This window comes from Paenibacillus sp. FSL K6-1318 (assembly GCF_037976905.1).
In the GTDB taxonomy this organism is placed as follows: Bacteria; Bacillota; Bacilli; order Paenibacillales; family Paenibacillaceae; genus Paenibacillus; species Paenibacillus amylolyticus_A.
On sequence record NZ_CP150270.1, the window covers coordinates 781,401 to 796,391 of the forward strand.

General features: G+C 47.5%; 6 protein-coding genes, 3 rRNA genes and 1 riboswitch. Of the genes, 7 read left to right on the top strand and 2 right to left on the bottom strand.

Annotated features, from left to right (window positions below; all coding sequences use genetic code 11):
* Positions 1-171: 171 nt before the first annotated feature.
* The 5 genes from NYE45_RS03610 to rrf all read left to right on the top strand — a co-directional run bounded on the left by NYE45_RS03610 (position 172) and on the right by rrf (position 8,264).
* Entirely contained in the window at positions 172-423 is a 252-nt protein-coding gene (locus NYE45_RS03610; protein ID WP_340015615.1) for a hypothetical protein, read from the top strand.
* Positions 424-825: 402 nt separating this feature from the next.
* Positions 826-925, top strand: a riboswitch (purine riboswitch).
* Between the two features lie 170 nt (positions 926-1,095).
* Complete coding sequence (locus tag NYE45_RS03615) at positions 1,096-2,472, top strand: NCS2 family permease (RefSeq protein WP_062837576.1); 1,377 nt, start codon at positions 1,096-1,098, stop codon at positions 2,470-2,472.
* An 820-nt stretch (positions 2,473-3,292) separates the two neighbouring features.
* Positions 3,293-4,845, top strand: a 16S ribosomal RNA gene (locus tag NYE45_RS03620).
* Between the two features lie 299 nt (positions 4,846-5,144).
* A 23S ribosomal RNA gene (locus tag NYE45_RS03625) occupies positions 5,145-8,071 on the top strand.
* A 76-nt stretch (positions 8,072-8,147) separates the two neighbouring features.
* Positions 8,148-8,264, top strand: a 5S ribosomal RNA gene (gene rrf / locus NYE45_RS03630).
* The 16S, 23S and 5S rRNA genes sit together here, the layout of an rRNA operon.
* Before the next feature lie 179 nt (positions 8,265-8,443).
* Here rrf and NYE45_RS03635 read toward each other — a convergent pair.
* On the bottom strand, positions 8,444-8,998 hold the full coding sequence (locus NYE45_RS03635) for an NADPH-dependent FMN reductase (RefSeq protein ID WP_340015616.1): 555 nt from the start codon (positions 8,996-8,998) through the stop codon (positions 8,444-8,446).
* A gap of 317 nt (positions 8,999-9,315) precedes the next feature.
* Between NYE45_RS03635 and NYE45_RS03640 the strand changes: the two genes are divergently transcribed.
* Positions 9,316-10,320, top strand: coding sequence for a ketoacyl-ACP synthase III (locus NYE45_RS03640; RefSeq protein ID WP_340015617.1), 1,005 nt, complete (start codon positions 9,316-9,318; stop codon positions 10,318-10,320).
* Positions 10,321-10,498: 178 nt separating this feature from the next.
* On the opposite strand, the gene NYE45_RS03645 is transcribed toward NYE45_RS03640, so the two are convergent.
* Entirely contained in the window at positions 10,499-12,433 is a 1,935-nt protein-coding gene (locus NYE45_RS03645; protein ID WP_340015619.1) for an amidase family protein, read from the bottom strand.
* 367 nt (positions 12,434-12,800) lie between these two features.
* Between NYE45_RS03645 and NYE45_RS03650 the strand changes: the two genes are divergently transcribed.
* Complete coding sequence (locus tag NYE45_RS03650) at positions 12,801-14,930, top strand: DNA topoisomerase III (protein ID WP_340017297.1); 2,130 nt, start codon at positions 12,801-12,803, stop codon at positions 14,928-14,930.
* The last annotated feature ends 61 nt before the right edge of the window (positions 14,931-14,991 follow it).

A 14,991-nucleotide genomic window follows, 5' to 3' on the forward strand; every position in this document is an offset into this window, starting at 1 on the left:
GGAGTTTTTTTATTGCGTATATTATGACTAAATTTATATTAGGATAATATTTTCTTTATAAATCTCGAATTTCATCCCATTTTAAAGCTCACTTCATGATCCTTTCAGGTCCAGCCTATACAATAAGTACATACTAAGAGCTATATGGCTACTGAAGGGAGAATTGAATGTATGCGTAAAACCGACTATATGAGCAAATGGAAGATGGGCATAGGAAGTGCGTTTCTGATGGTGATGCTGGCAGGATGCGGTTCAGGTGTGCAAGACCTGGCTTCCGGTTCGGGGGACTTTCCATTTGTGAACTTAGAGGCAGCGGATGCTTCTTCCGATGAGTCCAGAAACCATGAGTTATCCTCTGACTTAACAACGAACACAAATCAGGAACAACGAGAGATACAGGATGCTCCGCAGACAGAGATTTAATTAACATAGGACTGATCCGGTAAAAAGTAATTCCGGCGCATGTCGCAAATTGCTCCATATACCTAATCATTATATGCTTTCGTAATACCAGACATCGTTATTCCTAGAACATGACTCATCTGATTGCTAGAACGCATCAGAAACATAAACTACCCTGATCAGAGGTCTTCTTGACCTTTGATCAGGGTAGTTTTTTATGTTGAACTGCTGATCTCTCAGTCTGACAGAATGAACATATCCCCTTGAAGTCTCATCGAAAAAAGCGTATTCAATTGGGTTGTAAACCGCTGAACTGGTTCAATCTGTTAAATAATACGAACGATATTATAAAAGGGTGAGATTAATATTCGTTTTTCTCATTGACAAAAACATACTGCCCTCCTAAAATAGTGATGGGAAACAAACAAATAGCGCATACTAATTCGTATAATCTCGAGAATTGGCTCGGGAGTCTCTACGAGATCACCCTAATGATCTGGCTACGAAGAGGAGAAGGCTAAGCACATGAATTCTACATGATTGCGGGACATCACGCACATTAGAATTTTTTTTGTTCTTAGTGAAGGCATCGTGCCTCTCCTTGTCAGCTGAACCCTGGGTGAAGGATCTTCATCAGGGTCATTTGTCGTTTTTCAATATGGCTTCAACATCTCTAAGGGGGAGTTAGTAATTATGGATCGTTTCTTTAAATTAAAAGAAAACGGAACAAACGTTAGAACGGAGATTGTTGCGGGTCTCACTACCTTTATGACAATGGCTTACATTCTTTTTGTGAATACGTTGTTCTTGGGTCAAGCCGGGGCGGGGATGTCGGATAATGCAGTATTCTTTGCAACAGCCGTCGGCGCCGGATTAATGACTATTATTATGGGATTGTTTGTGAATATTCCGATCGCGCTCGCACCAGGTATGGGATTGAATGCGTACTTCATGACTGTCGTTCTAAGCTCGAATGGAGCGATTACTTGGCAGGCTGCTCTCGGAGCGGTATTCCTTTCCGGTATCGTGTTCATTATTTTAACCGTGACGAAGATTCGGCAAATGCTGCTTGTAGCAGTTCCACAGTCGATCAAAATGGCCATTACGGTGGGTATCGGTCTCTTTATTACCATTATCGGTTTCAAACTTGCTAATCTCGTGGCTGTAACAGTTAATGTTGCACCAGACGCAGATCTGAGTCAGCCGATTCCAGGTAGCAGTTTTAATCTATCATTGGGTAACTTTATAACGCATCATGATGCATTGCTTGCACTGATTGGTTTGCTCCTTATTGCTATATTGATGGTTATGCGTATCAAAGGCGCTCTATTGATCGGGATCGTAGCAACAACGCTGATTGGTATTCCGATGGGCGTTACGAATCTGAGTGGTCTTTCAGGCGCAAGCTGGTTGCCTAACTTCAGTGATCTGGCGGTTGGACAGCTGGATTTGAAAGGTGCCATCAGTTTGGGATTGTTTGAGATCATCTTCATCTTTACCTTCGTTGAATTGTTCGACACGTTCGGTACGATGGTAGGTACTGCAACACGTATGGGTATTATGAAGGATAAGAAAAAAGGCGAGAAAACCATTGGTAAAGCAATGCTCGTCGATGCAGTTGGTGTCAGCGCAGGTGCTGCACTGGGTACAAGTACCATTACGGCATACGTTGAAAGTGCTTCAGGTGTTGAGGCAGGTGGACGTACAGGACTGACTTCGGTAACGACAGGTTTGCTGTTCATTTTGGCTCTGTTTATCGCGCCGCTTGCGCTTGTTGTTCCATCCGCTGCGACAGCTCCGGCATTGATCATCGTGGGTGTGCTTATGATGAGTCAAGTGCGCAGCATTGAGTGGGATGATTTCCTGCAAGCTTTCCCAGCGTTCCTTACGATTGTATTGATGCCTTTCACAGGCGGAATCGCGAACGGAATCTCTGCAGGTATTGTATCTTATGTGATTCTGGCGGTGTTCAGTAACTTGGTGACAGAGCGCAAAGTGAAAATTCACTGGCTCATGTGGATCTTGGCGATCATCGTAATCTGCCGATACGTATTTATTGGTGGGGAGTAAGGGTACGTTAGGTGTAACGAAGAATTATCTGAGATGAGTTTCTTATCTTATAAATGAAAGAAGCGGAAGCCGCGGGATTAGACCCTGAGCTTTCGCTTTTTTTTGTATTCTTTTCTTGGGATAAATGAATTTCAAAAATGGTTTCCTTCTATAATAGAAGGAATGAGTATAATGATTATAATTTCTTGGTTGTTTATCCAATGAAATCATCGGTTAATATGTTTCTATAGCGCGAAGAGTCTGTACTGTGTACAACATGAGTTTCTCTATAATTGGATTAGGGATCATACGGGAAACCTTTTGCGAATGTAAGTAATTATTCCGATTCATTCAAGGTAGTACGCTGATGTATCATTTGGACTGCTATAAGGAGATACTTGTTAAAAGGAATATAGAATACTAATTTTATAAGAATTAATGTTTTCAAAAAAAGACTTGCGTTCCTTATCTGTACATGGTATATTCTAATTCCGGCCAAGAAAACACGAGATACACGGTGCGGCAAGCGAATGAAATAAGCTTCGAAAGAAACTTGAAAAAAGAGCTTGCAAAGTTGGTTCGGACATGATAATATATAAGAGTTGCTGGAGCGAACAACGATCGGTAACGAAACAAGTTTGATCTTTGAAAACTGAACAACGAGTGAGTAACGGTCTTGCTTGCAAGATCGACGCTGAGAAATTGGTACAAGTCTTCGGGCTGTATGATTTCGAAGAAAAAAAGAGATTTTTAATCTCGTCAGATTCAAAATGAGCTTATCGCTCTTTTCAAATACTGAGATGACTTTCATCGCGTTTAACCGCGCTACTGAAATTCATCTTTATTGGAGAGTTTGATCCTGGCTCAGGACGAACGCTGGCGGCATGCCTAATACATGCAAGTCGAGCGGAGTTGATAGGAAGCTTGCTTCCTTGATACTTAGCGGCGGACGGGTGAGTAACACGTAGGCAACCTGCCCTCAAGTTTGGGACAACTACCGGAAACGGTAGCTAATACCGAATAGTTGTTTTCTTCGCCTGAAGAGAACTGGAAAGACGGAGCAATCTGTCACTTGGGGATGGGCCTGCGGCGCATTAGCTAGTTGGTGAGGTAACGGCTCACCAAGGCGACGATGCGTAGCCGACCTGAGAGGGTGATCGGCCACACTGGGACTGAGACACGGCCCAGACTCCTACGGGAGGCAGCAGTAGGGAATCTTCCGCAATGGGCGAAAGCCTGACGGAGCAATGCCGCGTGAGTGATGAAGGTTTTCGGATCGTAAAGCTCTGTTGCCAGGGAAGAACGCTTGGGAGAGTAACTGCTCTCAAGGTGACGGTACCTGAGAAGAAAGCCCCGGCTAACTACGTGCCAGCAGCCGCGGTAATACGTAGGGGGCAAGCGTTGTCCGGAATTATTGGGCGTAAAGCGCGCGCAGGCGGTCATTTAAGTCTGGTGTTTAATCCCGGGGCTCAACCCCGGATCGCACTGGAAACTGGGTGACTTGAGTGCAGAAGAGGAGAGTGGAATTCCACGTGTAGCGGTGAAATGCGTAGATATGTGGAGGAACACCAGTGGCGAAGGCGACTCTCTGGGCTGTAACTGACGCTGAGGCGCGAAAGCGTGGGGAGCAAACAGGATTAGATACCCTGGTAGTCCACGCCGTAAACGATGAGTGCTAGGTGTTAGGGGTTTCGATACCCTTGGTGCCGAAGTTAACACATTAAGCACTCCGCCTGGGGAGTACGGTCGCAAGACTGAAACTCAAAGGAATTGACGGGGACCCGCACAAGCAGTGGAGTATGTGGTTTAATTCGAAGCAACGCGAAGAACCTTACCAGGTCTTGACATCTGAATGACCGGTGCAGAGATGTACCTTTTCTTCGGAACATTCAAGACAGGTGGTGCATGGTTGTCGTCAGCTCGTGTCGTGAGATGTTGGGTTAAGTCCCGCAACGAGCGCAACCCTTATATTTAGTTGCCAGCACTTCGGGTGGGCACTCTAGATAGACTGCCGGTGACAAACCGGAGGAAGGTGGGGATGACGTCAAATCATCATGCCCCTTATGACCTGGGCTACACACGTACTACAATGGCCGGTACAACGGGCTGCGAAATCGCGAGATGGAGCCAATCCCAACAAAGCCGGTCTCAGTTCGGATTGCAGGCTGCAACTCGCCTGCATGAAGTCGGAATTGCTAGTAATCGCGGATCAGCATGCCGCGGTGAATACGTTCCCGGGTCTTGTACACACCGCCCGTCACACCACGAGAGTTTATAACACCCGAAGTCGGTGGGGTAACCGCAAGGAGCCAGCCGCCGAAGGTGGGATAGATGATTGGGGTGAAGTCGTAACAAGGTAGCCGTATCGGAAGGTGCGGCTGGATCACCTCCTTTCTATGGAGAATCGTTTCCTGTAACGGAAACATTCAAATAAGCAGGTTCTTAGAACCTGCAACAGCGATTCATTTTGGTCCGTCACTTCGGTGTGGATGAAATGAAGAGCACAACACTCACTCGTTGCTCAGTTTTGAGAGCTCAAACTCTCAAACAGCTTGCTTTTGCATGGAGCTTGTTCTTTGAAAACTAGATATCGAAACGAAACAAACGCGAATTAGAACATTCCTTTTTAGCTGAACTTGTGCAAACAAGTTTTAATAAAAACGGTAGATTGCTATTGCTCATATTGAGCAATTGGTTAAGCTACTAAGAGCACACGGAGGATGCCTAGGCGCTAGGAGCCGATGAAGGACGTGGCGAACAACGAAACTGCCTCGGGGAGCTGTAAGCAAGCTTTGATCCGGGGGTGTCCGAATGGGGAAACCCAGCTGGGGTAATTTCCAGTTACACCTAACTGAATACATAGGTTAGTGTGAGGCATACCAGGGGAACTGAAACATCTAAGTACCCTGAGGAAGAGAAAACAATAGTGATTCCGTCAGTAGCGGCGAGCGAACGCGGAGAAGCCCAAACCAGAGAGCTTGCTCTTTGGGGTTGTGGGACGTCTCACATGGAGTTACAAAGGAACCGGTTAAGCGAAGAGGTCTGGAAAGGCCCGCCAAAGAAGGTAAAAGCCCTGTAGTTGAAAGTCTGTTCCCTCCGAGACGGATCCCGAGTAGTGCGGGGCACGTGAAACCCCGTATGAATCCGGCAGGACCATCTGCCAAGGCTAAATACTTCCTAGCGACCGATAGTGAAGCAGTACCGTGAGGGAAAGGTGAAAAGCACCCCGGAAGGGGAGTGAAATAGAACCTGAAACCGTGTGCTTACAAAAAGTCAGAGCCCGTTTTAGGGGTGATGGCGTGCCTTTTGTAGAATGAACCGGCGAGTTACGTTCCCGTGCAAGGTTAAGGTGAAGAGCCGGAGCCGCAGCGAAAGCGAGTCTGAATAGGGCGACATAGTACGTGGACGTAGACCCGAAACCGGGTGATCTACCCCTGTCCAGGGTGAAGGTGCGGTAACACGCACTGGAGGCCCGAACCCACGCATGTTGAAAAATGCGGGGATGAGGTGGGGGTAGCGGAGAAATTCCAATCGAACTCGGAGATAGCTGGTTCTCCCCGAAATAGCTTTAGGGCTAGCCTCGGAAAACAGAGTCGTGGAGGTAGAGCACTGATTGGGTGCGGGGCCCGCAAGGGTTACCAAGCTCAGTCAAACTCCGAATGCCATAGACTTACTTCCGGGAGTCAGACAGTGAGTGCTAAGATCCATTGTCAAAAGGGAAACAGCCCAGACCATCAGCTAAGGTCCCCAAGTGTGTGTTAAGTGGGAAAGGATGTGGAGTTGCACAGACAACCAGGATGTTGGCTTAGAAGCAGCCACCATTGAAAGAGTGCGTAATAGCTCACTGGTCGAGTGACTCTGCGCCGAAAATGTAACGGGGCTAAACACACCACCGAAGCTATGGCTTGATGCTTTGCATCAGGGGTAGGGGAGCGTTGTATAAGGGTTGAAGGTGTACCGTAAGGAGCGCTGGACATTATACAAGTGAGAATGCCGGTATGAGTAACGAAAAGATCAGTGAGAATCTGATCCGCCGAAAGCCTAAGGGTTCCTGAGGAAGGCTCGTCCGCTCAGGGTAAGTCGGGACCTAAGGCGAGGCCGAAAGGCGTAGTCGAAGGACAACAGGTCGAAATTCCTGTACCACCGTAAGCCGTTATGAGCAATGGGGGGACGCAGTAGGGTAGTGACGCAGACTGATGGATGTCTGTCCAAGCAGTAAGGCTGATGTGTAGGCAAATCCGCACATCATTAAGGCTGAGCTGTGATGGGGAGTGAAAATTACAGTAGCGAAGGTCATGATCTCACACTGCCAAGAAAAGCCTCTAGCCAGGTGATGGTGCCCGTACCGCAAACCGACACAGGTAGGCGAGAAGAGTATTCTAAGGCGCGCGGAAGAACTCTCGTTAAGGAACTCGGCAAAATGACCCCGTAACTTCGGGAGAAGGGGTGCCCCGGTAGTGTGAATAGCACGAGGGGGCCGCAGTGAAAAGGCCCAAGCGACTGTTTAGCAAAAACACAGGTCTGTGCGAAGCCGTAAGGCGAAGTATACGGGCTGACGCCTGCCCGGTGCTGGAAGGTTAAGGGGAGTGGTTAGGAGCAATCCGAAGCTGTGAACCGAAGCCCCAGTAAACGGCGGCCGTAACTATAACGGTCCTAAGGTAGCGAAATTCCTTGTCAGGTAAATTCTGACCCGCACGAATGGCGTAACGACTTGGGCGCTGTCTCAACGAGAGATCCGGTGAAATTTTAATACCTGTGAAGATGCAGGTTACCCGCGACAAGACGGAAAGACCCCATGGAGCTTTACTGCAGCTTGATATTGAATTTGGGTACGATCTGTACAGGATAGGTGGGAGCCTTTGAAGTGGGAGCGCAAGCTTCCATGGAGGCAACGTTGGGATACCACCCTGATCGTATCTAGGTTCTAACCTGGTACCGTAATCCGGTGCGGGGACAGTGTCAGGTGGGCAGTTTGACTGGGGCGGTCGCCTCCTAAAGAGTAACGGAGGCGCCCAAAGGTTCCCTCAGAATGGTTGGAAATCATTCGAAGAGTGCAAAGGCATAAGGGAGCTTGACTGCGAGACCTACAAGTCGAGCAGGGACGAAAGTCGGGCTTAGTGATCCGGTGGTACCGCATGGAAGGGCCATCGCTCAACGGATAAAAGCTACCCTGGGGATAACAGGCTTATCTCCCCCAAGAGTCCACATCGACGGGGAGGTTTGGCACCTCGATGTCGGCTCATCGCATCCTGGGGCTGAAGTAGGTCCCAAGGGTTGGGCTGTTCGCCCATTAAAGCGGTACGCGAGCTGGGTTCAGAACGTCGTGAGACAGTTCGGTCCCTATCTGTCGTGGGCGTAGGAAATTTGAGAGGAGCTGTCCTTAGTACGAGAGGACCGGGATGGACGTACCGCTGGTGTACCAGTTGTTCCGCCAGGAGCACCGCTGGGTAGCTATGTACGGACGGGATAAACGCTGAAAGCATCTAAGCGTGAAGCCCCCCTCAAGATGAGATTTCCCAGTATGTAAGACCCCTTGAAGACGACGAGGTAGATAGGCTGGGGGTGGAAGTGCAGCAATGCATGGAGCTGACCAGTACTAATCGGTCGAGGGCTTATCCAATTAGCAAGTGATAACTCGCGTGTTTCGTTTCGAATCTAGTTTTCAGAGAACAACACTCTGAAATGTAAGCTACGCGTTTGGTGGCGATGGCGGAGGGGTTCCACACGTACCCATCCCGAACACGACCGTTAAGCCCTCTAGCGCCGATGGTACTTGGACCGCAGGGTCCTGGGAGAGTAGGACGCCGCCAAGCAATAGGAAGGCACACTTGATGATATCGAGTGTGTCTTTTTTATTTTTTCTAAATGCTTATATAAACCTTAACAGCCCTGGTAAATAACCAAGGCTGTTTTTTTATTTCAATATTTATGAGAATGCTAAATAACTTTAAAAGGATCATTTCTCTGTCATCGATTTAAGTACAACATCTGTCTAGATTTTTATTTGGTTGCAAGCCTCCCCAAGGATTGTAAGGGAGTTCTGCAATGCATGCTGGGTTTCCGAATCAATGATGACGCCTTGTTTGTTCATTTTCAATGTAATATGAGGAATGCTTAAGCAGCCCTTTTGTAATACTTGTGCATTAATCATGTTTAGTGTAAGCAACAAGGAAGCAAGGGCTTTGTCACCTCCCATGGGGCTTGGGGAAGCAGCGATGGCAATGGTGGGTTTATTGAGCCATTCTCCAGAAGATACAATCCAATCTAATGCATTTTTTAAGGCACCAGGAACTCCATTTCCATACTCTGGCGTGCAGATAAGAACTCCGTCCGAATGCTCCAATAGCTCTCTCCAATTCTGCACGGGTACAGGGCCCTCCTCGACATCGAGGTCAGGGTTAAAATGTGGCAGATCATTTAATCCGTCATATACTTCAAACTTAAGGTTAGGCGTAGCCAGCTTAATCATGGCGTGCATTAGTAACGTATTAGAGGATTGATTGCGCAGACTTCCGGAAATGGCAAGGATATTTAATTCTTTTTTCATGGGTATAGTTCATCTCTATTCTATAGTAATGTATGGCAATCTGTTTATTTTCCTCTTGTTGGAATGAGCTGTCTATAGAAAACGCATTTACTTAAGACATTCTTCATGTTAATCAGATGATGTCCACAATTCTTCATCAAAAATGCTCGCTATAGTCTCTATTAGAATGGGTAATAGGATGAAGAGATTACTTACAATAAACAACTCACGAAAGAAACATAATAAATATTTTTTTAAAATTAGTACCAAGTACTAAGACTTAGTGCTATAAGACTTAGTGCTATAATAATAAAAAAACAAATGAGGTGACTACCGGTATGAATCATCAATCAAAGGCAACCATCACGGCAATGGGGACGTATGTACCGGATCGAATATTAACGAATGCTGATCTGGAGAAATTGGTCGAGACAAGTGACGAATGGATTGTACAGCGTACAGGTATGAGAGAACGGAGAATTGCAGCTGAAGATCAGTTTGTATCTGACCTGGCTACGAAGGCTGTGGAAGACATGATGCGCCGTTACCAAGTAAGTATTGAAGATGTGGATATGATCCTTGTGGCTACAAGTACACCTGAATATGCTTTTCCAAGTACGGCATCCAGAGTACAGGCTAATCTTAAGATTCCACACACGGGCGTACTGGATTTAAATGCTGCATGCGCAGGTTTTACCTACGGGCTGCAGCTAGCGGACAGTCTGGTGACCAGTGGAATGTACCGCAAAGTATTGGTTATTGGAGCAGAGACATTATCCAAAATTACGGATTACACAGACCGCACGACTTGTGTGTTGTTTGGTGACGGAGCGGGAGCCTTCTTGGTGGAAAGATCAGCGGGTGCTGAAGGTGACTTTATGGCAGCCATATCAGGTACGAATGGAGATGGCGGTGTACATCTCTATAAGAGTGGTTTGTCTTCAGAGATGAATGGTGTGCCTTTACAGGGCGAAGGTTGTTTAGTTCAGAATGGCCGAGAGATCTATAAGTGGGCTGTACGGACGATTCCAGAGCAACTAGGTAAGCTTATAACAAAAGCTGAATTAAGCCCTGAGCAGATTGACTGGTTTGTCCCACACAGTGCTAACATGAGAATGATTGAGGCTGTTTGCGAACGTGGACCGGTTCCCTTGGAACGTACTTTAACCAGTGTTGAGTATCGTGGGAACACATCTGCCGCTTCCATTCCGCTGGCGCTGCAGATTGCAGTGGATGAAGGGAAGTTGAAAGAAGGACAGAGCGTAGCTCTCTTTGGCTTTGGCGGTGGTCTGACGTATGCGGGTTTGGTGCTGAAATGGGGCGTGCCGGACAGGGTTGAGTAATGAATAACATGCGAATGTATACAACACAAAGATAAATAGAGAAAATAAAAGAGACCACCCAAACTTCATGCAGTCATGAAGAGGGTGGTTTCTTTAGTGATTAACTCGATTTAAGAAAATGATATGAATGCATTTTATTTCTTTGTGTTAACCGGAATTGCTTAATCCCATAAACATTTTACGGCGTAAGCTTAGGAGCTTGGCGGTGATGAGTTCCTTGTTCGTAGCTATAAGCCAACTTGATCAAGGTACCTTCATCAAAGGCACGACCCAGGAATTCCATACCTACTGGCAAACCATCGGTTGTGAAACCGGCAGGTACAGTGATCGCCGGGAAGCCGGAGAATGGACTCAGACGGTTGTTGCCACCGGAGTTTTGTCCTTCGCCAATGACACCAGCGGCTTGTGTGGACGTAGGATAGATGATGGCATCCAGGTTATTGTCTGCCATAACTTTCAGCAGGGACTCACGTGTAACTTGGGTACGTTTCAGGACGATGTCCTTGTATTCGGTAGTCTCCAATGTTTGGCGTGCATCCCGAGTCTTCATGGATTGCTCCTGAGATTTGTCGAACTCTCCGGAAGCGATGATCTCGGACAGACTGTGATATGGAGCATCTGCACCCAATGAGTCCAGATAGTCATTCAGTTGGAACTTGAATTCATATCCACTGAGACTTGGGTATTTGTTGATCTCAGTCAAGTTCGGGATAGAAATTGGAACTGCCTTAGCGCCCAATGACTTCAGTTCTTCTACAGCTGTGTTGATCACGTCAGCAACGGCTTTTTCTTCAGCTTTGGTACTTGGGATGAGTTCTGTGGCCACACCGATGCGTGCACCTTTCAGTCCGTTTACATCCAAGAAGTCTGTATAGCTGGAAGGGATTTTTCCAACCGCGTAAGCTGTAGCGACATCTTTTTGATCATATCCGGCTGTAGCATCCAACATGATTGCAGCGTCACTAACCGTACGAGCCATAGGGCCACCTACATCCTGTGTCAAAGCCAATGGGATAATGCCTTCACGGCTGGACAGCCCAATGGTTGGACGGATACCCACAAGGCTGTTAAAGCTGGATGGGATACGGATCGAACCGCCAGTGTCTGTACCCATGCCGGCTGCAGCAAAGTTAGATGCAATGGCTGCACCTGTTCCACCGCTTGAGCCACCTGGATAGTGGTCCAGGGCGTAAGGGTTCAGTGTTTGTCCACCCAATGAGCTGGATGTCGTGATGCCGAATGCAAATTCATGCAGGTTCGTTTTGCCCAAAATAATGGCGCCAGCTGCTTTGAGTTTCTTCACTTGTTCAGCATCATGCGCTGGAATGGAATCTTTCAGACAGATACAGCCTGCGGTTGTCGGCATGTCATTGGTATCAAAATTGTCTTTCACCAGAATCGGAACGCCATGCAGAGGTCCGCGAGCACCTTGAGCTACACGTTCTTCATCCAATTGCTCCGCAATTTGGAGCGCATCCGGGTTCAGGGTTAATACGGCGTTGATGCTTACACCTTGATCATCGTATTTTTCAATGCGATCCAGATATTTCTGAACCAGCTCTTTAGATGTCAGTTTTCCTTGCGTCATTGCGGCCTGGAGATCCATGATGGTTGCTTCCTCCAGCACAAACGGTTTTATGTAGTTATAAATGCGATCTTTCAATATGGAGAGGTCATTCTCCGTAAGTACAGCGTTTGGAAGGAAGAGGGATTCTGTATAACCTTTCATCAATCCCGCAGTGTTCAATGCACCAACAGCACCTGCGAAAGTGGCTTCATCCGTGACATCCTTGAATGATTCGGAAGTCGAATCCAGCTTGAGCCATTGTTGCAAGGCCACCGCAGCATCTTTACGTTGAACGGTTGTGCCAGAGAGCTTGTCCATGGTAAAAGGGACACCTGCAAGTGTAGCCGCTTCTTCCATAGCTTGAACAAATGCTGCCGGAGTAGCAGGCGCTTTGCCTGTGGATACCGCAGCAACTGTTGTTTTACTCGTGGGCGTTGCCGTTGCGGCTGATGCCGAAGGTACCGTTCCTCCCCATGTTGTGGCAACAACAGCTCCCGCCAGTAACAAAGCCCCACTTTTTTTCAATACAGATCCATGATAAGTCATGCATCCACGCTCCCTTCCTGTGTCTCATTGATGTGTGTAGCGATTCTGTTTCTATGCTTTTGACACATTGTATAGTTATGTGAGGTAATCTTACAATGTTTATATTTATCCAAAAAAACGTATACATCAACACTTTACAGTGTTAATACTTACTGATGCTTCTGATTCCGTGTACTCAGGAAAACTATCAAACGAATTAATGTAATTAAAAGTGACATGAATACGACATATTGTTTAAACATGAGGTTACAGAATGCAAGTAGATTGGGAAAGGGAGAAGACAGAGCATACCTTTACCGTGAAATGATATAATGAAAAGATAGGAATAGAAGAGACATAAGGCATGACAGAGAGGAAGAGATATGAAGTGAAGACATTGGTACTCGCAGAAAAACCATCTGTAGCACGCGAAATAGCCAGAGTCATGGGTGCGCGTGATAAACATAAAAGTTATATGGAAGGCCCGAAATATATCGTTACCTGGGCGCTTGGACATCTGGTGGGATTAGCTGAACCGGAGGATTACGACAAGAAGTATGCAACATGGAATCTGGAGGACCTGCCCATTCTGCCAGAGCGTACGAAACTGAAGGTGCTTAAAGAGACCAACCATCAATATAAAGCAGTACAGCAGCTGATGAAGCGTCAGGATGTGGGGGAGCTTGTCATTGCGACGGATGCAGCGCGTGAGGGAGAATTGCTGGCCCGTTGGATCATACAGATGGCGGGGTGGAAAAAACCTTTTAAACGCCTGTGGATTTCATCCCAGACAGATAAGGCGATCAAAGACGGATTTGCTTCGCTGAAGCCAGGCAGTCAGTTTGACCGTCTCTATGAATCTGCACGTTGCCGGGCGGAGGCCGACTGGATGATTGGGCTTAACGTGACCCGTGCGTTAACCGTTCGTTTCAATGCGCAGTTGTCTGCTGGACGGGTCCAAACGCCAACCTTGGGCATGATTATGGACAGAGAAAATGAAATTAACGGTTTCCGCTCGCAGGAGTATGAGACGTTAACGGCAGATTTGGGAGGTTTTCAGGCTGTGTGGCGGGCAACTGGGGGAGATTCGCGAATCTTTGACCCTCAGGAAACGCAGGAATTGAAGAAACGGGTAGACGGGCGCAAGGGCATGATTGCCCAAGTGAAGAAAAGCGAGAAGGTAGAGCCTCATCCACTGGCATATGATCTGACGGAACTTCAACGGGATGCCAACCGGAAATATGGTTTCTCTGCAAAGCAAACATCAAACGTCCTGCAACGTCTGTATGAACAGCACAAGCTTGTGACGTATCCGCGTACAGACAGCCGATACCTGACTTCCGATATGACAGCCACATTGAAAGAACGTCTGGACAGTGTAGCCATTGGGCCTTATGCGTCTTTGGCACGTCCTTTGCTGCGCAAAAATCTGAATATCACCAAACGTATTGTGGATGACAGCAAAGTTACGGATCACCATGCGATTATCCCCACGGAGCAGACGGTGCTTCTGAATCAATTGAATCCAGAGGAACGCAAATTGTACGATCTGATCGTACGTCGTTTTATCAGCCTGTTCTATCCGGCAGCGAAGTACGATTCGGTTGCGATCACGGTTCAAGTGGGGAACGACTCCTTCCATGTCAAAGGTACAACGGTGAAAGAAAGTGGATGGCGTGAAGTATACGGCGGCGATTACAGCGATGATGACGATGACCGGGCTGAGGATGCAGCAGACCATGAGCGTACGCTTTTGCCAGATGTGCAGCAAGGACAATCCGTGACGGTTCAGCGTTGTCATATTAAAACTGGACGGACGATGCCGCCCAAACGGTATACCGAAGCTGCTTTGCTTTCCCAGATGGAAAAGCATGGACTGGGCACTCCGGCGACACGAGCGGATATTATTGAGAAGCTGGTCAGTTCCGACACGATTGATCGACAGGGCAACAGCATGCACCCGACTGGAAAAGGTAAACAGTTGATTGAACTGGCTGCTCCGCAGCTTCGTACACCGGATCTGACTGCCCGCTGGGAAGCTGAACTGGAACGCATCGCTCGTGGGCAAGGGAAACCGGGACCGTTTCTCGATAGTATCCGATCCATGGCGAAAGAGTTGGTGTCTACGGTAAAAGGCAGCAAAGCGGAGTATAAGCCGCATAATGTATCCAATAGCCATTGCCCGGACTGTAACGCACGATTACTGGAGAAGAAGGGCAAGCGCGGTAAATTCCTTGTATGTCCTACCGAGGACTGCGGGTATCGTCGTTCGGCAGAGAAGAGACTGTCCAATCGACGTTGTGCCCAGTGCCACAAAAAGATGGAAATCAAAGAAGGTAAGGCGGGACTATACGTGCAGTGTCTGCCTTGTGGCATTACAGAAACATTGGATAAGGACAAACAGCATGTGAACAAACGCGATCAGCAAAAATTAGTTAAGCAGTATGCGAAGCAAGAGTCGATTGGGTCCAATCTGGGCGATCTGCTGAAGGCGGCTATGGAGAAAAAAGGGCAGTAACACGTTTGAGGTAGTTGAAATCCTGCCTCGTGCGGTACGAGCCATGCGAATGATGTACTCA

What these genes read in the sequence shown, in the direction of transcription:
- NYE45_RS03610 (WP_340015615.1), top strand. Translation starts at nt 172, where the DNA reads ATGCGTAAAACCGACTATATGAGCAAATGGAAGATGGGCATAGGAAGT.
- NYE45_RS03645 (WP_340015619.1), bottom strand. Translation starts at nt 12,433, where the DNA reads ATGACTTATCATGGATCTGTATTGAAAAAAAGTGGGGCTTTGTTACTG.
- NYE45_RS03635 (WP_340015616.1), bottom strand. Translation starts at nt 8,998, where the DNA reads ATGAAAAAAGAATTAAATATCCTTGCCATTTCCGGAAGTCTGCGCAAT.
- NYE45_RS03640 (WP_340015617.1), top strand. Translation starts at nt 9,316, where the DNA reads ATGAATCATCAATCAAAGGCAACCATCACGGCAATGGGGACGTATGTA.
- NYE45_RS03615 (WP_062837576.1), top strand. Translation starts at nt 1,096, where the DNA reads ATGGATCGTTTCTTTAAATTAAAAGAAAACGGAACAAACGTTAGAACG.